This window comes from Streptomyces sp. NPDC028991 (assembly GCF_055564775.1).
The window spans coordinates 1-25,255 of the sequence record NZ_JBVHVP010000017.1 but is presented as its reverse complement, the minus strand read 5'-3'; the positions used below and the strand labels follow the sequence as shown (position 1 = coordinate 25,255).

General features: G+C 72.9%; 20 protein-coding genes and 1 rRNA gene. 5 read left to right on the top strand and 16 right to left on the bottom strand.

The window, feature by feature from the left end:
• Window positions 1-222 precede the first annotated feature (222 nt).
• From ald to ACZ4V1_RS27185, 4 genes are all read right to left on the bottom strand, one after another.
• A complete protein-coding gene (gene ald, locus ACZ4V1_RS27200; protein WP_468340757.1) occupies window positions 223-1,347 on the bottom strand; it encodes an alanine dehydrogenase in 1,125 nt (374 codons plus the stop codon).
• Window positions 1,348-1,479: 132 nt separating this feature from the next.
• The gene (locus tag ACZ4V1_RS27195) at window positions 1,480-3,507 is read right to left on the bottom strand and encodes a tetratricopeptide repeat protein (RefSeq protein WP_468340755.1); all 2,028 of its coding nucleotides are present in this window, start codon (window positions 3,505-3,507) and stop codon (window positions 1,480-1,482) included.
• 214 nt (window positions 3,508-3,721) lie between these two features.
• Entirely contained in the window at window positions 3,722-4,357 is a 636-nt protein-coding gene (locus tag ACZ4V1_RS27190; RefSeq protein ID WP_468340752.1) for an NUDIX domain-containing protein, read from the bottom strand.
• 86 nt (window positions 4,358-4,443) lie between these two features.
• On the bottom strand, window positions 4,444-6,093 hold the full coding sequence (locus ACZ4V1_RS27185; protein ID WP_468340750.1) for a CTP synthase: 1,650 nt from the start codon (window positions 6,091-6,093) through the stop codon (window positions 4,444-4,446).
• Window positions 6,094-6,636: 543 nt separating this feature from the next.
• Between ACZ4V1_RS27185 and ACZ4V1_RS27180 the strand changes: the two genes are divergently transcribed.
• The gene (locus ACZ4V1_RS27180) at window positions 6,637-8,439 is read left to right on the top strand and encodes a glycoside hydrolase family 15 protein (protein ID WP_468341044.1); all 1,803 of its coding nucleotides are present in this window, start codon (window positions 6,637-6,639) and stop codon (window positions 8,437-8,439) included.
• Window positions 8,440-8,823: 384 nt separating this feature from the next.
• Window positions 8,824-10,458: a PucR family transcriptional regulator gene (locus ACZ4V1_RS27175; RefSeq protein ID WP_468340747.1), complete on the top strand. Its 1,635-nt coding sequence runs from the start codon at window positions 8,824-8,826 to the stop codon at window positions 10,456-10,458.
• A 10-nt stretch (window positions 10,459-10,468) separates the two neighbouring features.
• Here ACZ4V1_RS27175 and ACZ4V1_RS27170 read toward each other — a convergent pair whose 3' ends face one another.
• From ACZ4V1_RS27170 to ACZ4V1_RS27145, 6 genes are all read right to left on the bottom strand, one after another.
• Complete coding sequence (locus tag ACZ4V1_RS27170) at window positions 10,469-11,614, bottom strand: glycosyltransferase family 4 protein (protein WP_468340744.1); 1,146 nt, start codon at window positions 11,612-11,614, stop codon at window positions 10,469-10,471.
• A gap of 187 nt (window positions 11,615-11,801) precedes the next feature.
• A complete protein-coding gene (locus tag ACZ4V1_RS27165; RefSeq protein ID WP_468340741.1) occupies window positions 11,802-12,575 on the bottom strand; it encodes a hypothetical protein in 774 nt (257 codons plus the stop codon).
• 426 nt (window positions 12,576-13,001) lie between these two features.
• On the bottom strand, window positions 13,002-14,720 hold the full coding sequence (gene recN / locus ACZ4V1_RS27160) for a DNA repair protein RecN (protein ID WP_468341042.1): 1,719 nt from the start codon (window positions 14,718-14,720) through the stop codon (window positions 13,002-13,004).
• 194 nt (window positions 14,721-14,914) lie between these two features.
• Window positions 14,915-15,820, bottom strand: a complete 906-nt coding sequence (locus tag ACZ4V1_RS27155; RefSeq protein ID WP_337307232.1) for an NAD kinase — start codon at window positions 15,818-15,820, stop codon at window positions 14,915-14,917.
• Window positions 15,817-16,632 carry a hemolysin gene (locus ACZ4V1_RS27150; RefSeq protein WP_468340738.1) on the bottom strand — a complete coding sequence of 272 codons (816 nt, stop codon included), beginning with the start codon at window positions 16,630-16,632 and terminating at the stop codon, window positions 15,817-15,819. The genes ACZ4V1_RS27155 and ACZ4V1_RS27150 overlap by 4 nt, the downstream gene beginning before the upstream one ends.
• 7 nt (window positions 16,633-16,639) lie before the next feature.
• Entirely contained in the window at window positions 16,640-16,912 is a 273-nt protein-coding gene (locus tag ACZ4V1_RS27145; RefSeq protein WP_468340735.1) for a hypothetical protein, read from the bottom strand.
• 42 nt (window positions 16,913-16,954) lie between these two features.
• Here ACZ4V1_RS27145 and ACZ4V1_RS27140 point away from each other — a divergent pair, with 42 nt between their 5' ends.
• Complete coding sequence (locus ACZ4V1_RS27140; RefSeq protein ID WP_468340733.1) at window positions 16,955-17,302, top strand: sterol-binding protein; 348 nt, start codon at window positions 16,955-16,957, stop codon at window positions 17,300-17,302.
• Here ACZ4V1_RS27140 and ACZ4V1_RS27135 read toward each other — a convergent pair.
• The 4 genes from ACZ4V1_RS27135 to ACZ4V1_RS27120 all read right to left on the bottom strand — a co-directional run bounded on the left by ACZ4V1_RS27135 (window position 17,286) and on the right by ACZ4V1_RS27120 (window position 21,562).
• Window positions 17,286-18,221 (bottom strand): ABC transporter ATP-binding protein, encoded by a 936-nt coding sequence (locus tag ACZ4V1_RS27135; RefSeq protein ID WP_468340730.1) that lies wholly within the window; start codon window positions 18,219-18,221, stop codon window positions 17,286-17,288. The two genes, ACZ4V1_RS27140 and ACZ4V1_RS27135, sit on opposite strands and share 17 nt — an antisense overlap.
• On the bottom strand, window positions 18,218-19,255 hold the full coding sequence (locus ACZ4V1_RS27130; protein WP_468340727.1) for a FecCD family ABC transporter permease: 1,038 nt from the start codon (window positions 19,253-19,255) through the stop codon (window positions 18,218-18,220). The genes ACZ4V1_RS27135 and ACZ4V1_RS27130 overlap by 4 nt, the downstream gene beginning before the upstream one ends.
• Window positions 19,256-19,377: 122 nt before the next feature.
• A complete protein-coding gene (locus ACZ4V1_RS27125; RefSeq protein ID WP_468340724.1) occupies window positions 19,378-20,424 on the bottom strand; it encodes a FecCD family ABC transporter permease in 1,047 nt (348 codons plus the stop codon).
• 100 nt (window positions 20,425-20,524) lie between these two features.
• Window positions 20,525-21,562 carry an HAD hydrolase-like protein gene (locus ACZ4V1_RS27120; protein WP_468340722.1) on the bottom strand — a complete coding sequence of 346 codons (1,038 nt, stop codon included), beginning with the start codon at window positions 21,560-21,562 and terminating at the stop codon, window positions 20,525-20,527.
• Window positions 21,563-21,634: 72 nt separating this feature from the next.
• Here ACZ4V1_RS27120 and ACZ4V1_RS27115 point away from each other — a divergent pair, with 72 nt between their 5' ends.
• Window positions 21,635-22,927, top strand: a complete 1,293-nt coding sequence (locus tag ACZ4V1_RS27115; RefSeq protein WP_468340719.1) for a DUF1015 domain-containing protein — start codon at window positions 21,635-21,637, stop codon at window positions 22,925-22,927.
• A 64-nt stretch (window positions 22,928-22,991) separates the two neighbouring features.
• On the opposite strand, the gene ACZ4V1_RS27110 is transcribed toward ACZ4V1_RS27115, so the two are convergent.
• Window positions 22,992-23,801, bottom strand: a complete 810-nt coding sequence (locus tag ACZ4V1_RS27110) for a tetratricopeptide repeat protein (protein ID WP_468341039.1) — start codon at window positions 23,799-23,801, stop codon at window positions 22,992-22,994.
• Window positions 23,802-23,858: 57 nt separating this feature from the next.
• Here ACZ4V1_RS27110 and ACZ4V1_RS27105 point away from each other — a divergent pair, with 57 nt between their 5' ends.
• A complete protein-coding gene (locus ACZ4V1_RS27105) occupies window positions 23,859-25,043 on the top strand; it encodes a hypothetical protein (RefSeq protein ID WP_468341058.1) in 1,185 nt (394 codons plus the stop codon).
• A gap of 121 nt (window positions 25,044-25,164) precedes the next feature.
• On the opposite strand, the gene rrf is transcribed toward ACZ4V1_RS27105, so the two are convergent.
• Window positions 25,165-25,255, bottom strand: a 5S ribosomal RNA gene (rrf, locus tag ACZ4V1_RS27100); the annotation flags it as partial.

Sequence of the window (25,255 nt, the reverse complement as noted above, 5' to 3'; positions counted from 1 at the left end):
TACGGCCGTCGCACGGCAGGTTTCACCGGTGCGCGAATCGGTTGAAGCGTTACGTTCGAGGCGAGTTGGCCCAGAATCGCAAAGTGACCATACACACACCCGGCCGGACCTTGTCGGGCAAGGTCCGGCCGGGTGTGCGGGGTTGACGGCGACTGTTGACGTATCGCCTTTCCCGGTTGATGACTTAGCCGATTTACCGGCCGCCGGGACTCGCGTGGAGGCTCAGGCGAGCAGGGCGGCGAGCTCGACGTGCTCGAGGCCGTGCGCCTCGGCGACCTCCTTGTAAACGACCTTGCCGTCATGGGTGTTGAGGCCCTTGGCCAGCGCGGGGTCGCGGCGCAGCGCGTCGGCCCAGCCGCGGTCGGCCAGCTCCACGATGTACGGCAGCGTGGCGTTGGTCAGCGCGTAGGTGGAGGTGTTCGGCACCGCGCCGGGCATGTTGGCGACGCAGTAGAAGACCGAGTTGTGGACCGGGAAGGTCGGCTCGGCGTGCGTGGTCGGGTGGGAGTCCTCGAAGCAGCCGCCCTGGTCGATCGCGATGTCGACAAGAACACTTCCGGGCTTCATCCGGGACACCAGCTCGTTGGTGACCAGCTTGGGGGCCTTGGCACCCGGGATCAGCACGGCGCCGATCACGAGGTCGGCCTCCAGACAGGCCTTCTCCAGCTCGAAGGCGTTGGAGACGACCGTCTGGATCTTCGTGCCGAAGATCTTGTCGGCTTCCTTGAGCTTGTTGATGTCCTTGTCGAGCAGGGTCACGTGGAAGCCCATGCCGATGGCGATCTGCGCCGCGTTCCAGCCGGAGACCCCGCCGCCGATGACGACGGCCTTGCCGGCCAGCACGCCGGGGACGCCGCCGGGCAGCACGCCGCGGCCGCCGTTGGCGGCCATCAGGTGGTAGGCGCCCACCTGGGGGGCCAGTCGGCCCGCGACCTCGGACATCGGGGCGAGCAGCGGCAGCGCGCGGCTGGGCAGCTCGACCGTCTCGTAGGCGATGGCGGTGGTGCCGGACTCGATGAGCGCGTCCGTGCACTCCTTGGAGGCGGCCAGGTGCAGGTAGGTGAAGAGCGTCTGGTCCTTGCGGAGGCGGTGGTACTCCTCCGCGATGGGCTCCTTGACCTTCAGCACCAGGTCGGCGGTGGCCCAGACCTCGTCGGCGGTGTCGAGTATCCGCGCGCCGGCGGCGACGTACTCGGCGTCCGGGATCGAGGAGCCGACGCCGGCCTCGCGCTCGATGACGACCTGGTGCCCGTGGCGCACCAGCTCGTGCACACCGGCGGGGGTGATGGCCACCCGGAACTCGTTGTTCTTGACCTCGCGGGGGATACCGACCTTCACGTCGATCACGGTCCTTGGCTCAGAGGGTTGGGCTATTTGTACACATACCCGCGCACACGTGGGCACAACGGGAGAGACCGCAAGAACGTGCGGCAGAGCCAGTCTAATGAAGGTGTTCCCGCTGTCTAGCCTTTCAAAGTATCAATCTTCAGACGATGCGCTGCGGATTTCGCAGGCCTCATCGGGATCTTCCCTCAGCATGCGATCCGCCGCGCTCCGGTGCAGGCCGGCGGCGGCGGGGTCACCGAGGTGGTCGAGCGTGTCGGCCAGCCGCAGGTGCAGCGCCGCCTGGAGCCGGACGTCCCCGGCCCGGCGGGCCCAGTCGACGGCCTCCTCGCAGGTGCGCAGCGACTCCTCGGGGCGCCCGGCGTACTCCTGGACGCGGGCCAGCTCGCTCAACGCCCGCGCGTGCGCGGCCACGTCGCCCGTCCTGCGGTACCCGGCGACCGCGGCGCGCCAGCCCCGCAGCGCCTCGCCGTAGCGGCCGGCGTAGGTGTGGGCGGTGGCGAGCCGGCCGTAGACGCGGGCGGCGTCGGCGCGCTCGTCCCGGGCGAGGCGCTGGGCGAGGGCCCGGCCGAACCAGTCGGCGGCCCGGTCGTAGTCGCCGAGCTCGAGATGGGCGCCGCCTACGGATTCCATCGCGCGGCCGGTCGCGTACGGGTCGTTCGCCTCGCGTCCGGCGTCCAGCGCGGCCCGGTAGCGCGCCAGGGCCTCGGCGGTGCGGCCGGTACGGGCGTCCAGGTCGGCCAGGTTCAGCAGGGCCGCCGCCCTCTCCCGGGGCAGCTCCCGGCGCTCGGCCACGTCGAGGACGAGGCGGTGGATGCCGTACAGGTCGGGGGCCGCCGCGTGGGTGCCGAAGTGGGCCACCATGGTCCGCACCAGCTGGGACATCAGTCTCCGGGCGAGAGTGTCCAGCTCCCCGTCGGCGACCGCGAGCCGCGCCGCGGCCAGCAGGGCGGGCCGGCGGACCCGCAGCCAGTCGGCGGCGGCCCTCGGATGGGGGAAGCGCAGGGCGCGCGGCATGGCGAGGAGCTTCTCGCGGGCCTGCGGGCTGTCGGTCTCGGTGGCCGCCCGGCAGGACTGGAGCAGCCGCACCGTCCGCTCCAGCATGCGGGCGCGGGCGAGCTGAAGCTCCGCGGGCCGGTCGTGGGTCTCGGCGAGGGCCCGCAGCTGAGCGTGCAGGCACCCGGGAACCTCGTACTCGGGCAGCGGCGAGTCGACCGCCCGCAGCACGCCGAGGGCGACGAAGTCGTCCAGGGTGGTGCGGGCACCGTTGACCGAGCAGCCGGCGAGCGCCGAGGCGGTGTGCGGGTCGACCAGCCCGGCCGGAGCGAGGGAGAGCAGCCGCAGCATCCGCGCGGCGGGGCTGGGCAGGGACGCGTAGGCGAGGCGGAAGACGCGGCTGAGGGCGGTGCCCTCGTCGCCCTCCGCGTGCACGTGCTTGGCGAGGTCGGCGACGGCCGCCTGGGGGCGGGCGGCGAGCCAGCCGCCGGCCAGGGTCAGCGCGGCGGGCTGGGCCTGGCAGACCTCGACCAGTTGCTCGGCGGCCCGGGGGTCGACGGTGATGCGCACGGAGCCGGTGTGCCGGGACAGGAGTTCCACGGCCGACTTGGTGTCCAGCCCGCCCAGGGTGCAGGGGCGTACGTCGGCGATTCCGGTCAGCGGGCCCTCGGCGACGGCGACGGCCAGGCAGTCCGGGGTGTCCGGCAGCAGGGCGTCGACCTGCTCGGCGTCGGCGGCGTCGTCGAGCAGGAGCAGGGCCTTGCGGTCGGCGAGGGCGGCGCGCAGGGCGTCGGTGAGGTCGTCCTCGTCGGCCCCGGGCGGGGCGGGCCGGTCCAGCTCGCCCAGCAGGTCCCGGGCGAGCCGCCCGACGGACACGCGCGTACCGTCCGGTTCGCTCAGCCGGGCGCGCAGTACGCCGTCGGGGTAACCGTCCGCGACCTGCGCGACCAGCTCCTCGGCGAGCGCGGTGCGGCCGGATCCGGGCCGGCCCGCGATGAGCAGCACGCGCGCGCGGGGCGCCTTGCGGCCGGAAAGGGTGTCCAGGCCCGCGCGCTCGATGTCGGCGCGCAGCTCCTTCAGCTCCCGGGTGCGGCCCAGGAACCGATTCTCCTCAGCAGGGTCCTCCGACAGCCGTACGCCGTCCGTGTCCACCGCCTGATCCGTCACGGGCCACACTCCCGATCCCACCGCACTCCGGCGCCCGCCGGAACCCCGGTTCGGGCGTTTCCAGAGCCTAGTTCACGCTCTGCTACGTTCCCGGCGGAGCGCGGCGGGCACATCCCTCGATCGGATCAACCGATGGTCACACCACGGCGAAGGAACTCGGGCGGGCGTCAAGGAGCGGCGTCGAGGAGCGGCGTCGAGGAGTGTCCGGCGGGGCTCAGGCCTCGAACGGACGCGCCGGCCACGGCGCGTCCGCGGGGCGGAGGGTGTCGAGCCCGTCGCCCCGCTCCGCCGCCACGAGCGAGAGCACACCCACGACCAGGCAGTTGTTGTGCAGCTCCCCGGTGAGCACCCCCCGGACCAGGTCCGCCACGGGCACCCGCGCCAGCTCCATGTCGGCCTCTTCGTCCGCGACCTCGAAGCGCTCGCCCTCGGCCTCGGACAGGTTGCGGGCGAGGAAGATCCGCACGGCCTCGTCACAGCCGCCGGGGGTGGTGTACACGTCGGTCAGCACCCGCCAGTCCTCGGCCTTGACGTGCGCCTCCTCGTACAGCTCGCGCTGGGCGGCGTGCAGCGGGTTCTCGCCGGGGACGTCGAGGAGGCCGGCCGGGATCTCCCACAGCTTCTCGCGCACCGGGTGGCGGTACTGCCGGATGACCAGCACGCGTCCCTCGTCGTCCAGGGCGAGGACGGCCACGGAGCCGGGATGGACCTGGTAGTCGCGGGTCACCACGGAGCCGTCGGGCATGACCACGTCGTCCGTGCGGACGGAGGTCTTGTTGCCCCGGAAGGGGGTCTCGGTCGCCCGGACCTCCCACTTCTCGGGGATGTCCCTGATCGTGCTGCCCGTCATGCCTGACCTGCCCTTTCAGACGTACGCGAAAAGCCGGGGCCCGCGCCGTTGAATGCGCGCGCCCCGGCCACCGTACAACTGGTGTGTTACTTCGACGTCTTCCGCTCGACCGCGGCCTTGACCAGCCCGGCGAAGAGGGGGTGCGGGCGGGTCGGGCGCGAGCGCAGCTCCGGGTGCGCCTGCGTGGCGACCAGGTAGGGGTGGACGTCGCGCGGGTACTCGACGTACTCGACGAGCTTGCCGTCCGGGGAGGTGCCCGAGAAGAGGATGCCGGCCTTCTTCTCCAGCTCCGCGCGGTAGGTGTTGTTCACCTCGTAGCGGTGGCGGTGCCGCTCCTCGACGTACTCCTTGCCGTCGTGGACCTCGCGCACGATGGAGCCCTCGGCCAGCTTGGCCGGGTACATGCCGAGCCGCATCGTGCCGCCCATGTCGCCGTCGCCGGCCACGATGTCCAGCTGCTCGGCCATGGTGGAGATGACCGGGTGGGCGGTGGCCGGGTCGAACTCGGTGGAGTTGGCGTCCGTGATGCCGGCCAGGTTGCGCGCGGCCTCGACGACGATGCACTGCAGGCCCAGGCAGAGACCCAGGAGCGGGATCTTGTTTTCGCGGGCGTAGCGGATCGCGCCGACCTTGCCGAGCACGCCGCGGTCGCCGAAGCCGCCCGGGATGCAGATGGCGTCGACGTCACCGAGCTGCGCCTTGGCGCCGGCCGCCGTCTTGCAGTCGTCGGACGTGACCCACTTGATCTTCACGCGGGCCTTGTTGGCGAAGCCGCCCGCGCGCAGCGCCTCGGTGACCGACAGGTAGGCGTCGGGCAGGTCGATGTACTTGCCGACCAGGGCCATGGTGATCTCGTGGTCGGGGTTGTGGACGCGGTCGAGCAGGTCGTCCCAGGTCGTCCAGTCCACATCGCGGAACGGCAGGTCCATCTTGCGGACGACGTAGGCGTCCAGGCCCTCGGTGTGGATGACCTTGGGGATGTCGTAGATCGAGCGGGCGTCGGGGCAGGCCACCACGGCGGCCTCGTCGACGTCGCACATCAGGGAGATCTTGCGCTTGATCGCGGTCGGCACCTCGCGGTCGCAGCGCAGCACGATCGCGTCCGGCTGGATACCGATGTTGCGCAGCGCCGCGACGGAGTGCTGGGTCGGCTTCGTCTTCAGCTCGCCGGAGGGGCCGATGTACGGCAGGAGCGAGATGTGGACGACGAAGACGTTGTCGCGGCCGACCTCGTGCCGGACCTGGCGGACCGTCTCCAGGAACGGCAGCGACTCGATGTCGCCGACCGTGCCGCCGACCTCGGTGATCACGACGTCCACCTCGTCCGTCGCCATGCGGCGGATGCGGTGCTTGATCTCGTTGGTGATGTGCGGGATGACCTGCACCGTGTCGCCCAGGTACTCGCCGCGCCGCTCCTTGGCGATCACCGTGGAGTACACCTGGCCGGTGGTGACGTTGGCGGAGCCGTCGAGGTCGCGGTCGAGGAAGCGCTCGTAGTGGCCGATGTCCAGGTCTGTCTCAGCGCCGTCGTTGGTGACGAACACCTCACCGTGCTGGAAGGGGTTCATCGTGCCAGGGTCGACATTGAGGTACGGATCGAGCTTCTGCATCACGACGCGCAGACCCCGTGCCTTGAGCAGCATGCCGAGGCTGGAGGCGGTCAGCCCCTTACCGAGCGAGGAGGCGACACCCCCGGTGACGAAGATGTGCTTGGTCGTCGAGGATTTGGGCGGCATGGCCAAAGGGGGGCTCCCGTGGTCGCGGTCTGGGGTGCGGTGCGCTCGTCGTCCGACCCGGTCGTCCCGGGTCGTCGTCGGCGGCGCCGTCGCTGCGGTTCCGGGGTTTTTCTCCCACCGGTCCACGGGCTACCAGCGTATCAGCGCCTCGGCGCGGCGGCTTCCGGCCACCCTCCGCGCACGCCCGGACACTCAGGCGCGCGGCTCACCGTTTCCTCACCCGGTGGTCACTCGTTCGGCGGACCCGGGTTGCCCGGAGCGGCACACAGATCATCTACGTGCGTCGTATCCTGCTCGGACGTTCGCTGCCGAGCCCGCCCGGCGACATGGCACCACCCCTCGCCCGTCAGCACCGGAACAACGAGAGCTCGTCAGTTCGTTGAACAACAATTGTCGTTTGCGGCACAGCGTTTGGCTTCACGGCCGGACGGCTGCTTTGCTTCATGGCTCAACGACGCATGACACACACCCCTGACCCCACCCTTGACCGCACTAGCGACCGCCCCCACGCGGGGTGACGTGGCCGTTCGACTGGAGTTGCACGTGGCCGGGCGCATCGAAGATTACGCACTCATCGGAGACATGCAGACCGCCGCCCTGGTCTGCCGGGACGGCACAGTCGACTGGCTGTGCCTGCCCCGCTTCGACTCGCATGCCATCTTCGCCGGTCTGCTGGGCACCGGGGAACACGGCTTCTGGCGGCTCGGACCCGCCTACGCCCCCGGCGCCGAACCGCCCACCGCGGACCGGCGGACCTACCGCGGCGACTCGCTGATCCTGGAGTCCGAGTGGGACACCCCGCGCGGCACGGTCAGGGTGACCGATTTCATGCCGCCGCGCGACGGCGCGCCGCAGCTGATCCGGATCGTGGAGGGCGTCTCCGGCCGGGTGCCGATGCGCTCGGAGCTGCGGATGCGGTTCAGCTACGGCCGTGTGGTCCCCTGGGTGCACAAGCACGAGGGCCGCACCGTGGCCGTCGCGGGCCCCGACTCCGTGTGGTTCGACACAGAGGCCGAGACCTACGGCAAGGCGCTCACCACGTACGCGGACTTCACGGTCGCCCCGGGTGACCGGATCGCGTTCACCATCTCGTGGGAGCCCTCGCACAAGGAGCCGCCCGCGCTGCCCGAGCCCGAGCAGTCGCTGGTGGCCACCGAGGACTTCTGGCACGACTGGGTCGAGCACTGCACGTACCACGGCCCCTACCGGGAGGCCGTGGTCCGCTCCCTGATCACGCTGAAGGCCCTCACCTACGCCCCCACCGGCGGCATCGTCGCCGCGCCCACCACCTCACTGCCGGAGGACATCGGCGGTGTCCGCAACTGGGACTACCGCTACACCTGGCTGCGCGACGCGGCGATCACCCTGTCCTCGCTGCTGCGCACCGGCTATCGCGAGGAGGCCCGCGCCTGGCGCGAGTGGCTGCTGCGCGCGGTCGCCGGCGACCCGGAGAACCTGCAGATCATGTACGGCATCGCCGGTGAACGCGAGCTCGGCGAGGCGGAGCTGGACTGGCTGCCCGGCTACGAGGGCTCGACGCCGGTGCGGGTCGGCAACGGCGCCGCGCACCAGCTCCAGCTGGACGTCTACGGCGAGGTCACCGAGGCCCTGCACCTGGGGCACATGACGGGCCTGGCCCGCAACGACTACGCGTCGCTGCTCCAGCTCAAGCTGATCCGCTACCTGGAGGACCACTGGCAGGAGCCGGACGAGGGCATCTGGGAGGTGCGCGGCCCGCGCCGCCACTTCGTGCACTCCAAGGTGATGGCCTGGGTCGCCGTCGACCGCACCATCAAGCTGATCGAGTCCGGCGACGCCGACGGCCCGCTGGAGCGCTGGAAGCAGCTGCGCGACGACATCCACCGCGACGTGTGCGAGAAGGGCTACGACAAGGAACGCAACACCTTCACGCAGTCCTACGGCTCCCAGGAGCTGGACGCCTCCCTGCTGCTGATCCCGCAGATGGGCTTCCTGCCCCCGGACGACAAGCGGGTCATCGGCACCATCGAGGCCATCCAGCGTGAGCTGTCCACGTCGGACGGTTTCATCCTGCGCTACCCGACGGAGGGCGGCGACGAGGGCGTCGACGGTCTGCCCGGCGACGAGGGCGCCTTCCTCGCCTGCTCGTTCTGGATGGCCGACGACTTGGCGATGATCGGCCGCGTGGACGAGGCCCGCAGGCTCTTCGAGAAGCTCCTCGCCCTGCGCAACGACGTGGGCCTCCTGGCCGAGGAATGGGACCCCCGCCTCCAGCGCCAGGTCGGCAACTTCCCCCAGGCCTTCAGCCACGTGCCGCTGATCGACACGGCACTTCGCCTCACGGCGAGCGGGGCGTACGGAGGCTGAACCCCCGCCACTGCCCGCAGCCGCGCCGCGTAGCTGCGGGCAGTCGTGGCGCGTAGCTGCGGGCAGTCGTGGCGCCTGGCGGCCGGCAGTCCCGCATGGCTGCGGACGCTCGCGCCGCCCGGCGGCGGGCAGTCGTGCCTCCCCAGTGCCTGGACGGCTGGGAGGTGCCCCAAGGTGCGGCACGGGTGGCCGCTGAGGCCGTCCCCTCCGGGGAAGGAGCCCCGTAGCGCCGGGCCGCGCGCCCCGCCTCCGGCACACGTGACGCGGGCAGCCGACAAGCGCCGGGCGGCTCGGCCCACCGCCCCCGCCCCACACCGCCGCTCGGGCAACGGCACGGGACGCCGAAGATGTCCCCGCCCGGCACCCCCGGGTACCGTCCGCTCCATGAACACCCCCAGCGCACCCCCACCCTCGGGGATCACCGTGCAGCGCGCCCTGGAACTCCCCGGCCTCCGCAGCGGCCTCCCGGAGACCCTCGCCGGCGCCGACCGCCTGCACCGCACCGTGCGCTGGGTGCACGCCGGCGAGGTACCCAACATCGCCTCCCTCCTCAAGGGCGGCGAACTCCTCCTGACCACGGGCTACGGCCTCGGCACCCGCCCCGCCGAACAGCGCGCCTTCGTCCGCACCCTCGCCGAGCGCGGCATCGCGGCCCTGGTCGTGGAACTCGGCCCGCGCTTCGCGAAACTCCCCGCCGCCCTCGTGGACACCGCGCGCGCGGCCGGCCTCCCGCTCGTCCAGCTGCACCGCGAGGTGCCGTTCGTGACGGTCACCGAGGAGATCCACACCGAGATCGTCAACGGCCACTACGCACTGCTCCAGCGGGCCGAGGAGGTGCACCGCCGCTGCACGGAGGCCCTCCTCGGCGGCGGCGGTGTGCCCCAGGTACTCGGCATCCTGGCCGACTTCGGCGACAACCCGGTCTTCCTGGAGACCACCGACGGCCGCCTGCTGTACGCCGCCGGCTCCGGACCCGAGGGCGCCGACCCCCTCCAGGTCTGGGAGGGGCTGCGCGGCCCGCACAAGGACGCCCCTCCCCCGGCGGGCTCGGTCCTGGTCGACGTGCCCGGCGGCGGACCCGGCACGGGGTCGGTACGCGCACGGCTCGTCCTGCTGCCCGTACGGTCCCCGCTGGCGCCGGTGCACCGGATGGCGGCGGAGCGGGCGGCGGGCATCCTCGCCGTGGTGCTGATGCAGGCGCGGCAGGAGGAGGAGCTGGCGGCGCGCGGGCGCGGCGACTTCCTCACCGACCTCGCCGAGGGCCGGATCGCCGCGGAGGACGCCCCGGCGCAGGCCCGCGTCCTGGGCTTCAAACCGGGCACCGGCCCACTGCTCCCCGTGGTGATGCGGCTCGGCGAGAGCCTGTCCCCCGCCGGCGGCGGCTGGGCGGTGCTGGCGCGCGCGGTCGCCGAGGAGCTGGCCTCGGTAGGGGTGCCGGTCCTGCTGGGCGTACGGCCGGTGGAGGGCCGGGTCCCGCTCCTGCTGGGCCTGCGCTCGGAGTCGGAGCGGGCGGCGGTCGCCGACCGGGTCTCGGCGGCACTGCGGGCGGGCGTGGAGCGGGCCGGGATGCAACCGCCGGGGGCGCAGCCGCCCGTCGTGGTCGTCGGAGTGGCCGGCGGCTGGGCGGCGGCGTCGGCGGGCCTCAGGCACGCGGCGGAGACGGCGACCGCGGCCCAGGGTCTCACCGACCGGCCCTGGTACGACGCCCGGCGCCTGGACATCGACCTGCTGCTGTGGCGGCTGCGCGAGCATCCGGACCTCGCGGCCTTCGTGGACCGGGCGATCGGCCCCCTGCGCGACCACGACAACCGCTCCAAGCCGCCTCTGCTGCCCACCCTCCAGACGTACCTGGCGCACGCGGGCCGCAAGGCGGAGACGGCGCGCGAGCTCCACCTCAACCGGCAGACGCTCTACAACCGCCTGGCGCGGATCGGGGAGCTGCTGGGCACCGACCTCGACGACCCGCACACCGTCCTGGCGTTGAGCCTGGCCCTGCGCGCCCGCCGCCACGTGCCGTGAAACAGCGCGCTCAAAGCATCGGAGTCGGCTGCGTCAACTCGTCGTAGACACTGAGGACCTGGGCGACGGTCTCGTCCTCGGTCGGCCAGGTGGCCGCCTGCCCTTCGCCCCTGTCCTTGAGCTCCTCGCACCGGCCGGGATCGGCGAGCAGCCGCACGACGGTGTCCGCGAGGGCCCGCGCGTCCCCGTCGGGGACGAGTTCGGCGGCGTCGCCGACGAGTTCGGGGATGCCGCCCACATCGCTCGCGACGAGCGGCACACGCGCGTGGAGGGCCTCCTGGGCGAGGACGGAGCGCGCCTCCCGACGGCTCGGAAGCAGGGCCAGGTCGGCCGCCGCCAGAAGGTCGCCGACGTCGTCGCGGCTGCCGATGAGCACCACCGGCAGCCCCTCGTCCTCGATCCGCCGCTGCAACACCGCGCGCAGGGGGCCCTCCCCGGCGACGACGACCAGCGGTACCGGGTCGAGCCGCCGCCAGACACGGGCGGCGTCGAGCAGGACGTCGTAGCCCCGGTGGCCCTCCAGGGAGCCGACCGCCATCAGCAACGGCCGGCCGATGGCGCCGAGTTCGGCCCGGATCTTCGGGCGCCGCCGGTCGGGATCGTCGGGTTCGGCCGGCCGGCGCGGCCGGGCGGGGAGCGCGACGGGGCCCAGCCGGGCGTCCCGCGCGCCCGTTCGCCGCGCCCGGTCGACCAGCTCCGAGGTGGCCCCCAGCACCACGGTGGCGGCCTTCATCACCCGTCGTTCCAGCACGCGCAGCAGTTGGGCGCGCGCTCCCTCGGCATGGACCCGGTCGTGCCAGGTGACGATGAACGGGGTGCGGATCCGGCGGCCGCCGAGAGCCAGCGCGGCGCGGAAGGAGGCGTGCAGCCCGTGCGCGTGCACGAGGTCGGCGTCCGCGCACGCCGCCCGCAGCGCGGCCACGGACACGGGATCGCTGCTGCGCGGCACGTGCACGTGGTCGGCTCCGACGCCGGTGAAGTCATAGGTGCGTTCCGCATCGGCGGGGGCGCACACCGTTACTTTCACGCCCCGTGCGACGAGCCCCGCGGCCAGGGAGCGCACGTGTGTGCTGCTGCCGGCGTTGCCGCCGCCCAGCACCTGCACGGTGCGCAGCGGCGACTGGCCGTGCGGTGAGTGGCTGCTCACGGGGGTCACGTGGCCGGGAACTCCTGGATCGGCGGGGGCGGTCACGAAGAACGTACAGAAGGATGGTGCGGAGGGGACGCGCCGCGCGGCTTCCGGCGCCTCACTCCGTCAAGGATGCCAGGCCGTACGGGTGTTCCGGGAACGACGACCGTCCCGCGCGGGCGACCGCCGGGGCAACGGGACCGGGGCGGTTCACTCACACGAGTGAGCGTGCCGCCTCGCTCACCTTCTCCCCGTACGCCGCCGCGGCCACGAGGGCGACGGCGTGCGCGGCAAGCGCCGCCCGGCCGTTCCCGGCCACCACCGCCACCCCCAGGGCCGCGCCCAGCGCGTGCGCTCCGGTGTCGCCGAGCATCGTGCGCTCGGCGAGGTCGTCGGGCAGTACGGCCGCGGCGGCCCCCATGGCGGCGGCGGCCGTCTCCGCTCCGGGTCCCTTGCGCAGCAAGCCCGGCGCCCCGAGGGCGAGGACCGCCGCACCGGCCCGCCCGGGGCGTACGTCGACGAGGTTGACGAAGTGCGCCGCCCCGGCGATGACGACACCCGCGAGCGCCTTGTCCAGCGGCCGTTCCCTCAGCACCGCGCCCGCGGCGAGCCCGGCCGCGGAGATCCCGAGCAGCTTCACCGCCCCGCTGGTGACCTCGCCGTCCCGCAGCGCCGACAGATGGGCCCGGAACCCACGCCGGGGATCCCCGGCGCCCACCGCGTCGTCGTAGCCCCCGCAGGCCCCGGCGGCCGGCACGGCGATCCCGGCGGCGGGCCGCACCCGCGCCGTCCCCACCGCCGCCGCCGCCGCCGCCGCCACGGCGGACGCGGGCCCGGCGTACAGCTCCACGGTCCGTCCGGCGTGGTTCTTCCGCTCCCAGCGTTCCCGGCCGCCCGGAGCCGCGGCGCGCAGCGCGGTCAGGCCGGTGCGCGCGAGAACGGCGGCGAGGGCGAAGGAGGTGCCGGTCCGGCGAGCGCGGTCGATCATCGGGCCACCCTACGGGAGCCCGGCGAGTGCCTTCCGCCGGACGCCTCAAGGCGCCGGCCCGGCTCACCGGGCACCGCGCCCGCCCGGGCCGGACGCCCCCGAAGGCGGGTCCGGGCGGGCTCCCGGTGGCCGCGCGCGGCCACCGGGAGCCGCGGAAGCCTCACAGCACCGGCCCCCGGAACCGGCGAGTCGACGGCCACCGGATCCGACGGGGGCACCGCTTCGGCGCCGGACGCACCGCAGGCCCGCCCACCGCACCGCAGGCCCGGCCGCCGCACCGCAGGCCCGCCCGCCACACCGCAGGCCCGCCCGCCGCGGCGGCGGCCGACGTCATCGGCGCCTCCGCCGCGCGGGTGCACGCACCTGGCTCCGCCCACCCGCCTCGCCGGCGGAGCGCCGCCGATCGGCCCGACCCGCCGGACGGGCCTACGCGTCCGCCCTGGCCGTCGCGAGGAGTTCCTCCGCGTGGGCCCGGGCCGTCTCCGAGTCCTCCTGACCGGCCAGCATCCGGGACAGCTCCCGGATCCGCTCCTCGCCCTCGAGCACCTTCACGCCGGACCGGGTCACCGACCCGTCGTTCGTCTTCTCGACCAGCAACTGCCGGTCGGCGAACGCGGCCACCTGCGGAAGGTGCGTGACGACCACGACCTGCGCGCTCTTCGCGAGGCGCGCGAGGCGCCGCCCGATCTCCACCGCCGCCTTGCCGCCGACACCGGCGTCGACCTCGTCGAAGAGGTACGTCGGCACCGGATCCGTGCCCGCGAACACGACCTCCACGGCCAGCATGACGCGCGACAGCTCACCGCCGGACGCGCCCTTGGCGATCGGCCGCGGCGGCGCGCCCGGATGCGGGGCGAGCAGCAGCTCGACCTCGTCGGCGCCCGACGGCCCGTAAGCGACCGTGCGCCCGCCGACCTCCACGCCCTCCGGGTCCTCGGTCTGCCGGATCTCGAACGACACGCGCGCGTGGGGCATGGCGAGCGAGGCCAGCTCGGCGGTCACCGCGGCCGCGAACCGATCGGCCGCCTCCGTCCGCGCGTCCGTCAGCGCCTGCGCCAGCCCGCCCAGTTCCGCCCTGAGCGCGTCCCGCTCGGCGGTCAGCTCGCCGATCCGCTCGTCGTCACCGTCCAGCTCGGTCAACCGCGCGGCGCTCTGCTCGGCCCAGGTCAGCACGGCGGTGACGTCCTCGCCGTACTTCCGCGTCAGCGCGGTGAGCGCGGCCCGGCGCTCCTCGACCGCAGCCAGCCGCAGCGGGTCCGCGTCCAGGTCGTCGGCGTACCCCGCCAGCTCCCCGGCCACGTCGCGCAGCAGGATCCCGACCTCGCCGATCCGCTCGGCGAGGCCGGCCAGGGCCGGGTCGTGCGACCGCACGGCGTCCAGGGCCCGCTGCGCGCCCGCGACGAGCGTCGCCGCGTCCACGCCCTCGGGGTCCTCCGGATTACCCGCCAGCGCGGCGTGAGCGGCCGTGGCCGCCGACGCGAGCGCCTCGGCGTGGCCCAGCCGCTCCGCCTCCTGCGCCAGCTCCACGTCCTCACCGGCGCGCGGCTCGACGGCCGACACCTCGTCGAGGCCGTAGCGAAGCAGGTCGGCTTCCTGGGCCCGCTCACGCGCGCGCGTGGTGATCTCGTCCAGCTCCGTGGCGACGGTTCGCAGCCGCCGGTAGGCCTCGGTGTACTTGGCGAGCGGTCCGGCGACCGCGTCACCCGCGTACCGGTCCAGGGCCTGCCGCTGCCGGGACAGCTTGAGCAGCCCCTGCTGGTCGGTCTGCCCGTGCACGGCCACCAGTTCGTCGGCCAGCTCGGCGAGCACCCCCACGGGCACGGACCGCCCGCCCAGGTGCGCGCGCGACCGCCCCTCGGCGGAGACGGTACGGCTGACCAGCAGCGCCCCGTCGTCCAGCTCGGCCCCGGCCTCCTCGGCCCGGACGGCGACCGCGGCGTCCCCGGGCACGGCGATCCGCCCCTCGACGACCGCGTTCTTCGCCCCGATCCGCACGAGCGCCGCGTCCGCGCGTCCGCCCAGCAGCAGCCCCAGGCTGGTGACCACCATGGTCTTGCCGGCACCCGTCTCACCGGTGACAGCGGTGAACCCGGGTGACAGCTCGACCACGGCGTCGTCGATGACTCCGAGCGACCGTATCCGCATCTCCTCAAGCACGGACACGACCTTACGAGGTCGGGGGCGGGGAGCGCACACAGGCCGCCCATGTCACTCCGGGGAGCGCCTGCCGCTCAAGGGCGTCGACGTTGCCGGTGCGGCTGCGCCTCGGGGCGCGACCAGCCATGACGCGCCCGCACCAGCCGGCGGCGAGGACCGCGAGAACCACCCCATCGGGGTCGCTAGTGCGGCGCCCCGCGCCATCCGGAGACCGGCAACGCGAACTTCGCCACCAGCCGGTCCGTGAACGAGGCATGATGCAGCCGGGCCAACCGCACGGGCACCGCCCCCCGCCGCACCTCCACCCGCGCCCCCGGCGGCAGCTCCACCGTCCGCCGCCCGTCGCACCACAGCACTCCCGGCGGAATGTGCGGCAGCACCTCCACCGCCAGCACCGAATCCGGCGAGGTCACCAGCGGCTTCGCGAACAACGCGTGCGCACTGATCGGCACCATCAGCAAGGCCTCGACCTCGGGCCACACCACCGGCCCCCCGGCGGAGAAGGCGTACGCCGTCGAGCCGGTCGGCGTCGACAGCACGATGCCGTCGCAGCCGAACCCCGTCACCGGCCGTCCGTCGATCTCCAGCACGACTTCCAGCAGCTTCTCGGCACCGGCCTTCTGCACGGCGGCCTCGTTCAGCGCCCAGTCGGTGTGCACGATGTCGCCGTTGCGGTGCACGACGACGTCGACGGTCATCCGCTCCTCGACCTCGTACGCCCGGTTCACGACGCGGTCGACGACCTTGTCGAGGTCGTCGCGCTCGGCCTCCGCGAGGAAGCCGACCCGGCCGAGGTTGACGCCGAGCATCGGCACCCCGGAGGCGCGGGCGAACTCGGCGCCGCGCAGCAGGGTCCCGTCGCCGCCCAGCACGATCAGCAGCTCGCACCCGTCGAGGCACTGCGGGGTGGCCTCCCCGACCAGCTCCACCTCGCCCGGCAGCGGCAGATCGCACGCCTCCGCCTCCAGCACGCGCACCCCCAGCCCGGCGTTCAGCAGCCCCTTGACCACGAGCTCCGCACTGCGGATGGCCGCGGGACGCCCGGTGTGGGCGAGCAGGAAAACAGTACGAGCTCGGTTCTGTGTCAACGCGGCCCCTCCGCCACTGCACGGTCGACTTCGGCCGGGTCCAGTTCACCGGCCCCGGCCCGCAGCCACAGAAAGTACTCGACGTTCCCGGAGGGACCCGGCAGCGGGCTGGCGGCGACCCCCTTCACCCCGAGTCCCAGTTCCCAGGCCTTGCGGGCGACTCCCCGCACGGCCTCGGCCCGCAGCTGCGCACTGCGTACCACTCCCCCGCTGCCCAGCCGCTCCTTTCCCACCTCGAACTGCGGCTTCACCATCATCACCAGGTCGGCGTCCGGCCGGGTGCACCGCACCAGGGCGGGCAGTACCAGTCCGAGCGGGATGAAGGACAGATCCCCCACGACAAGGTCCACGGGCTCCCCATCGATCGCTTCCGGCGTCAACTCGCGTACGTTCGTACGGTCCTTGACGGTGACGCGTTCATCCTGCCGGAGAGACCAGGCGAGTTGTCCGTAACCGACGTCGACGGCCACGACGTGCGCGGCACCCGAGCGCAGCAGTACGTCGGTGAAGCCTCCGGTGGACGCGCCGGCGTCCAGCGCCCGCCGGCCCTCGACGACGAGCCCCTGCGGGACGAACGCCGACAGGGCGCCGGCGAGCTTGTGGCCGCCGCGCGAGACGTAGTCGGGGTCGCTGTCGTCGGTGGTCACCACGATCGCGGCGGCCGTCTCCACCTGCGTGGCGGGCTTGGTCGCGACGGTCTTGCCGACGGTGACCCGCCCGGCGGCGATGAGCTGGCTCGCGTGCTCGCGCGAGCGCGCCAGCTTGCGGCGGACCAGCTCCGCGTCGAGACGGCGGCGTGCGACTCCTGCCACGTTCGGTTCAGCTCCTGTGTTCGTGAGGCCGTGGGGGCGCCGGAGGTCCCGGGCGGGCGTCGAGCGCGGTGAGCGCATCACGCAGCCCCCGGTGTACATCCTCGTACACCTCGACATGTCCGTCCGTGGTCAGGTGGTCGGCGTCGGCCAGCCGCGCCAGCCCGGCGTCCACCTCGGCGTTGCCGGTGGGAGGGCGGGGGACGTCCAGGGGGGCGGGAGCCGCGGGCTCGTGCGCCTGCTCCGCGCCCTGGGGCTCCGGCTCCGGTACTGCGTCGCTCATGCCCCGACGCTACCGCGTACGGCTGCGGTACGGTCGGTCCCGATGGCGACGACTGAGGAGTGCCGCGCCGCACTCGACAAGCTCTCGGACAGCATGCGGGACGCCGAAGGGGACGTGCGGTCGGCCACCGAGCTGGACCGCTCGGTGAGCTGTCACATCACCGACCTGGACGTCACCTTCGCCGGGCGCATGGCGGACGGCCGGATCGACGTACGCGAGACCCTCGAGGGCCCGCCGCGCGAGAAGGCCGAGATCAGGCTGGCGATGACCGGCGACGACCTGGTGGCACTGGTCGGCGGCGAGCTGAACTTCGCCAAGGCCTGGGGCTCGGGCCGGGTGAGGCTGGAGGCGGGCCTGCGGGACCTGTTCCGCCTCAGGAAGCTCTTGTAGCCGCCACCTTTTCGCCCGCCTTCTCACCCGACTTCTCGTCCGACTTCTCACCCGACTTCTCAAGCTGGGTGTTGCCCGCGCCCCGTGCCCTGCGCGCGGCCGGCACCACCAGCGGCGTACCCGTCTCCGGGTCGTCGATGACCTGGCAGCGCAGCCCGAAGACGCGCTCGACCAGTTCGGCCGTGACGATGTCCCTCGGCGCGCCCTCGGCGATGATCTCTCCGCCGCGCAGGGCGATGAGGTGGGTGGCGTACCGGGCGGCGTGGTTGAGGTCGTGCAGGACGGCCACGAGCGTGCGGCCCTGCTCCTCGTGGAGTTCCGCGCACAGGTCGAGGACGTCGATCTGGTGCTGGATGTCCAGGTACGTCGTCGGTTCGTCGAGCAGCAGCAGCGGGGTCTGCTGGGCGAGCGCCATGGCGATCCACACGCGCTGACGCTGACCGCCGGAGAGCTCGTCGACGTAGCGGTCGGCGAGTTCCGAGACGCCGGTCTGGGCCATCGACTCCTGGACGACCCGCTCGTCCTCGGTCGACCACTGGCGCAGGATGCCCTGGTGCGGGTACCGGCCCCGGCCGACGAGGTCGCCGACGGTGATCCCGTCGGGTGCGATGGACGACTGCGGCAGCAGGCCGAGGGTCCGCGCGACGTGCTTCGCGGGCATCGACTGGATCACCGATCCGTCGAGCAGAACCCGGCCCTGGGTGGGCCTGAGCATCCGCGACAGGGCCCGCAGCAGGGTCGACTTGCCGCACGCGTTCGGTCCGACGATCACCGTGAAGGAGTTGTCGGGTATCTCCACCGACAGCTTCTCCGCGATGACGCGCTGGTCATAGGCGAGGGTGACGTTCTCGGCTGTCAGGCGGCTCACGTTGCTCCTTTGGTTGTTCAGGCCGCTGCGGTTACCGGTGCCGGCGCTCATATCCGGCCCGCCTTGCGTTCGGTGACCAGCAGCCACAGCAGATAGACGCCGCCGAGCACGCCGGTGACCACACCCACGGGCAGCTGATCGGCCCCGAAGGCCCGCTGCGAGATCCAGTCGGCGCTGACGAGCAGGGCGGCGCCCATGCACAGGGACGGCAGCAGGTTGGGGCCCGGCGAACGGGTCAGGCGCCGGGCGAGCTGCGGCGCGGTGAGCGCGACGAAGCTGACCGGCCCCGCGGCGGCGGTGGCCGCGGCGGTGAGCAACACTGCGGCCACCATCAGCAGCGCCCGCACGCGCTCGACGCGCACTCCGAGGGCGTACGAGACGTCGTCGCCCATCTCCATCATCCGCAGCGCCCGCCCGTTGGTGAGAACGAGCGGGACGAGCACGGCGCACAGCCCGAGCAGCGGCCAGACCTGCCCCCAGTCACGGCCGCTGAGGGAACCGGTCATCCAGACCACGGCGCGGGTGGCGTCGACGATGTCGGCGCGGGTGAGCAGATAGCCGTTGACCGCCGTGACGATCGCGGACATGCCGATGCCGACCAGGACCAGCCGGTACCCGTGCACCCCCCGCTTCCAGGCGAGCAGATAGATGGCGAGGCCGGTCACCAGTCCGCCCACGAGCGCACCGACGGTGACCTGCGCCGAGCTGCCGGAGAACAGGACGATCATGGTGAGGGCGCCGGCGGTCGCGCCCTGCCCGAGGCCGAGCACGTCCGGACTGCCGAGCGGATTGCGCGAGATGGCCTGGAACAGCGCACCGCCCAGCCCCAGCGCGGCGCCGACCAGCAGTCCGACCAGGACGCGCGGCAGCCGCAGTTCGTTGACAATGAACTCCTGGCTCGCGTTGCCCTCGCCGACCAGGGTCCTGAGCACGTCGGCGGCCGGTATCTCGAAATCGCCCGTGCCGATCAGTACGACGCTCGCCGCCAACGCGACGACCAGCAACAGGGCGACGACCACGGTGGCGCGAACGTCCAGACGGAACGAGAGCCCACCCGGGCTTCGCACAGCACGGTTGGTCTTCACGGCTTTCCCGGTCTCCACGGCACTCCCGGTCTCCACGGCTTTCCCGGACTCCACGGCTTTCCCGGACTCCACGGCTTTCCCGGACTCCACGGCTTTCCCGGACTCCACGGCTTTCCCGTTCCTCACAGCTGGGCCGTCCTCCGCCGTCGTACGAGATAGATGAAGACCGGCCCGCCCAGGACGGCGGTGACGATGCCGACCTGAAGCTCCGAGGGCCGGGCGACGATCCGGCCCAGGACGTCCGCGCCGAGCAGCAGCACGGGCGACAGGATCGCGGCGTACGGCAGGATCCATCGCATGTCGGGCCCGGTGAAGGAGCGCACAATGTGCGGGACCATCAGGCCGACGAACACGATCGGCCCGCAGGCGGCGGTCGCGGCCCCGCACAGTACGGTCGCGGCGAGCATGGACAGCGCCCGGGTCCGGTTCAGGTTGGCGCCGAGGGCCTTGGCCGTGTCGTCGCCCATCTCCATGGCGTTGAGCGGCCGGGCGAGCGCGAGGGCCAGGACCGTGCCCGCCACGAAGAACGGCAGCACCTCCTTGATGGTGCCGTTCGTCGCCGAGGCGAGCGAACCGACCGTCCAGAAGCGCATCCTGCCCAGCGCCGCGTCGTCCATGATCATCACGGCCTGGAGGTAGCCGAAGAGCGCGGCGCTGATCGCGGTGCCGGCCAGCACCAGCCGCACCGGCGTGGCCCCCCGGCTGCCGCCCAGGAACCAGACGAGCGCGCCGACCCCCGCGGCACCGGCGAAGGCGAACCACACGTATCCGGTCAGCGAGGTGACGCCGAAGAAGGTGATGGCCGTGACGACCGCCGCGGAGGCACCCGCGTTGATGCCGAGCAGGCCGGGGTCGGCCAGCGGATTGCGGGTGAGCGCCTGCAGCACGGCTCCCGCGAGACCCAGCGCGGCACCGGCGAGCACTCCGAGCGCGGTCCGCGACAGGCGCTCGCTCACCACTACGTCGCCGTACGCGCCCGAGTCGTGGAACAGGCCGTGCCAGACCTGCGCAAGGGACAGGTCCTTGGCGCCGATGGCGATGCTCGTCAACGCGAGGAGCACCAGGGCCGCCAGAGCGACGGGCAGTCCGACGGCACGCAGGACACGTCGCTTGGGGGGCGGCGCGGGGGCGGTCTCCGCGCGCTGTTCTGGGGGACTGTCGACCAACACGCAGTTAGGTTAGCCTACCCTCCCAACCGATCACGATCCCGAGCATGCTCCCCGCCCGGCACCCGCCATGCTCCCAACTCCTGCGCCTCGCATCTACGGCTCACAACCCCAGTCGCGCCAGCGCCTTCCCCGAGTCCAGCTCGCACCCAGCCTCCCCGCCCGCCGTCCAGGCCGCCGCGCACAGCGCACGCAAGCCGTCCAGCGCCGTGCCCTCGCCCTCCAGCTCCAGCCGCTCATCGCCGGCCGTGGCCGTCCAGCCGCCGCATTGGAAGCCGCCGCTCCCGGCCGCGTCCCCCGTGACCTCCGGCTGCCCGGTGAGCAGCCCGCGCAGATCGGCGTCGACATACGTCGGCCGGTGCCGCGGCGGCGCGGCCAGCAGCTGCACCCCGTCGGTCACGCCGGTCAGGACGAGCAGCGAGTCGACCTCACCGTTGAAAGCGCCCTCGATGTCCGTGTCCAGCCGGTCGCCCACCACCAACGGCCGCTGCGCGCCGGTGCGCAGGATCGTCTCCCGGTGCATGGGAGGCAACGGCTTCCCCGCCACCTGCGGCTCAGCCCCGGTGGCGATCCGTACGACCTCCACCGCCGCGCCGTTGCCCGGTGCGATCCCGCGGGCGCCCGGAATCGTCAGGTCGGTGTTGGAGGCGTACCACGGCACGCCGCGCGCGATGGCGTAGCAGGCCTCCGCGAACCGCCCCCACGGCAGCTCCGGCCCGCCGAATCCCTGCACGACGGCCGCCGGATCGTCCTCCGCCGACTCCACGGGCTCCAGCCCGCGCTCCCGCAGCGCCACCCGCAACCCCTCGCCGCCGATCACCAGCACCCGCGAGCCCGAGGGCACCTGCTCGGCGATCAGCCGGGCCACCGCCTGAGCCGACGTGATGACGTCGTCGGCAGCGGTCGGTATGCCCAGCTCGGTCAGGTGCTCGGCCACCGCGCCGGGAGTCCGGAGCGCGTTGTTGGTGACGTACGCCAGGCGCATGCCGCCCGCGCGGGCCGTGGCGAGCGAGTCGACCGCGTGAGCGATCGCGTTCCCCCCGGCGTACACCACGCCGTCCAGGTCGAGCAGCGCCGTGTCGTACGCCTCGCTCAGGCCCCGCCCACTGCCCTCGGGCCTCGTCCTGACGCTCCGGCTCATTGCACATCGCTCCTCGTTCGACGCCTTTCCCCCGATCATCCCCCATGCCACTGACACACGTACGATGCCGGGATGAACACAGCAGGTCACCCGGAAGCAACGGCGCGCCGGGGCCTGGAACTCACCCCGTTCCGAGGCCTCCGCTACGACCCCGACCGGGTCGGCAGCCTGGCCGCCGTGACGTCCCCGCCCTACGACGTCGTGGTCCGCCCCGACGGCCTGCTCCACCTCGAGTCCGCCGACCCGCACAACATCGTCCGCCTGATCCTGCCCCAGGCCGCCACGCCCGAAGCGCGCAACGAACAGGCCGCCGACACCCTGCGCCGCTGGATGTCGGAAGGCGTCCTCACCGCCGACCCCGAACCCGGCCTGTACGTCTACGAACAGCGCGACGGCGACGGCATGCTGCAACGCGGCATCATCGGCGCCCTGCGCGTGTCGGACCCGTCGGAGCAGGTCGTCCTACCGCACGAGGACGTCATGCCGCACGTCGTCGCCGACCGCGCGGCCCTCATGCGAGCCACCTGGGCCAACCTCGAACCCCTACTCCTCACCTACCGCGGCGACGGCCCCACCGCGGCCACGACCACCGTCGTGGAACGCACCGCCGAACAGCCCCCGCTGCTCTCGACGACCACGGAGGACGGCTTCTGCCACCGCCTGTGGTCGGTGACGGACCCCGACGACCTGGTCCGTGTCCAATCCGAGCTGGCGCGGCACCAGGCTCTCATCGCCGACGGCCACCACCGCTGGGCGACCTACCGCACGCTCCGCGCGGAGCACCCTTCCCCCAGCCCCTGGGACCACGGCCTGGTCCTCCTGGTCGACACGGCCCGCTACCCGCTCCGGGTCCGCGCCATCCACCGCCTGCTGCACGGCCTCCCGGTGAGCGACGCCGTGACCGCCCTGGACGGCCACTTCCGCGTCCGCCGCCTCGACACGCCGCCGGCTGAGTCCATGGACGTCCTGGCGAAGGCGGCCGAGGCGGGCAACGCCTTCCTCCTCGCCGGCGACGGCGCCTTCCATCTCGTGGACCGCCCGGACCCCGCCCTGCTGGCCCGCACGGTCCCCACCGACCGCCCCGAGGCCTGGCGCACCCTGGACGCCACGGTTCTGCACGCCACCCTCCTCGCCCACGTCTGGCACATCCCGGACGACTCGGCGGCCCACATCTCCTACATCCACGACACGGCGGCCACCGTCGAGAAGGCGGTACGCGACGGCGGTACGGCGGTACTGATGCACCCGGTCCGCGAGGAGGTCGTCCGCGAGCTGGCCCAGCAGGGCGTCACGATGCCCCGCAAGTCGACGTCCTTCGGCCCGAAGCCGGCCTCGGGCCTGGTACTGCGCGCGCTGGACCTGTGACCCGGCATGACGAAGGGGCGGGACCGTGCACCGGTCCCGCCCCTTCGTCGTCGTGTCCCGGACGTCAGTCCTTCTCGCCGTCCGTCGTCCCGCTCGCGCCCTCGGCCTCGGCCTCGGGCCCGGGCCCGGCCTCTTCGTCAGCCTCGGCCTCGGCGTCCCCGGAGGTGCCCGCCACGCCGCTCTCGCCCTCCCGCTCGTCAAGGGCGTCCATGAACTCCACGCCGTCCAGCTCGGCGAGCCGGTCGGAGGCGTCCGTGCTGCCGTCCCGGTCGGACTCCACGGCCTTGGCGAACCACTCCCGCGCCTCCTGCTCCCGGCCGGCGGCCAGCAGCGCGTCGGCGTAGGCGTACCGCAGCCGCGCGGTCCAGGGCTGTACGGAGTTGGAGGCCAGCTCGGGGCTCTGCAGCGTCACGATGGCCGCGTCCAGCTGCCCCATGTCGCGCCGGGCACCGGCCGCGACGAGCCGCATCTCGACCTGACCGGCCTTGTCCAGCTTGTGCACCTCGGGAGCACCGGCCATGTCCAGCGCCTTCTCCGGCCGGCCGAGCCCGCGCTCGCAGTCGGCCATGACCGGCCACAGCTCGACGGACCCCGTCATCCGCCGCGCGGCCCTGAACTCGGCCAGGGCCTCGCTGTACTTCTGATTGGCGTACGCGGCGAACCCACCCGCCTCCCGGACGGCAGCAACACGGGACGCCAGACGCAGGGCGATCCTGGAGTAGGCGTACGCGGTCTCCGGGTCCTCGTCGATGAGCCGGGCGACCATCACCAGGTTCCTGGCGACGTCCTCGGCAAGCGTCTTGGGCAGGCTCTGCAGCTCCTGCCGTACGTCCTTGTCGATCTCGTCGCCCGTGACCTCCTCGGGGATCGGCAGGCGCTTGATCGGCTCGCGGTCACGGTCCCGCTCCTCACGGAAACGGCCACCACCGCCGTGCCGGTCGTCCCGCCCACGGAAACCGCCGGGTCGCCCGTCACGGTCGTCGCGCCGGGGCCCGCGTCCGCCACGGTCGTCCCGGCCGCGGTATCCACCACGGTCGCCGCGGCTGTCCTCACGGCGGCCGAAACCACCGCGCTCACCACGATTGTCGTCACGACGGAAGCCACCACGGTCACCGCGGTCATCACGCCGGTAGGACGGACGGTCTCCACCTCGCTCGTCCCGGCGGTCATCACGCCGGTCATCGCGACGGAAGGGCGGACGCTCGCCCCGGTCGTCACGGCGGAAGGGCGGACGGTCACCGCCCCGGTCGCTGCTCCGGTCATCGCGACGGTACGAGGGACGGTCACCACGGTCATCACGCCGGAACGAGGGACGGTCACCACGGTCATCACGCCGGAAGGGCGGACGCTCGCCCCGGTCGTCACGGCGGAAGGGCGGACGGTCACCGCCGCCCCGCTCATCACGACGCGGCCCACGGTCCCCACCACGGTCACGGTCATCACGACGCGGCCCACGGTCACGGTCATCACGACGCCCGTACCCGCCACCACCGCGACTGTCATCACGCCGGTCATCACGACGGTCATCCCGCCGGTCGTCACGACGGAAACCACCACGCTGCCCACCGCGGTCATCACCACGATTGTCCTCGCGCCGGCCGAAACCGCCCCGGTCTCCCCGGTCGTCACGGCGGAAGGGCGGACGGTCACCACCCCGGTCGCCGCCCCGGTCATCGCGACGGTACGAGGGACGATCGCCACGGTCATCACGCCGGAACGAGGGACGGTCACCACGGTCATCACGCCGGAAGGGCGGACGCTCGCCCCGGTCGTCACGGCGGAAGGGCGGACGGTCACCGCCGCCCCGCTCATCACGACGCGGCCCACGGTCCCCACCACGGTCACGGTCATCACGACGCGGCCCACGGTCACGGTCATCACGACGCCCGTACCCGCCACCACCGCGATTGTCATCACGCCGGTCGTCACGACGGTCATCCCGCCGGTCGTCACGACGGAAACCACCACGCTGCCCACCGCGGTCATCACCACGATTGTCACGGCGGAACCCACCGCGATCTCCGCGCTGACCGCTACGGTCACCGCGGTCACCGCTGTCCCGTCGCCGCTGGTCGCGCTCCGGTCGGTCGTCGGGAGAGTTGGTGGACATCGGTGACTCCTGTCTTCGGTACTGCAAGTCATTCTCGCGCAACCGGGTACCCGGTGCGCCCTGAAAAAACGAAAGGACCCCTGGTCCCCAGCTGAACGCTGGGGACCAGGGGTCCTTTCCAAAGATTGTTCGGCGGCGTCCTACTCTCCCACAGGGTCCCCCCTGCAGTACCATCGGCGCTGTAAGGCTTAGCTTCCGGGTTCGAAATGTAACCGGGC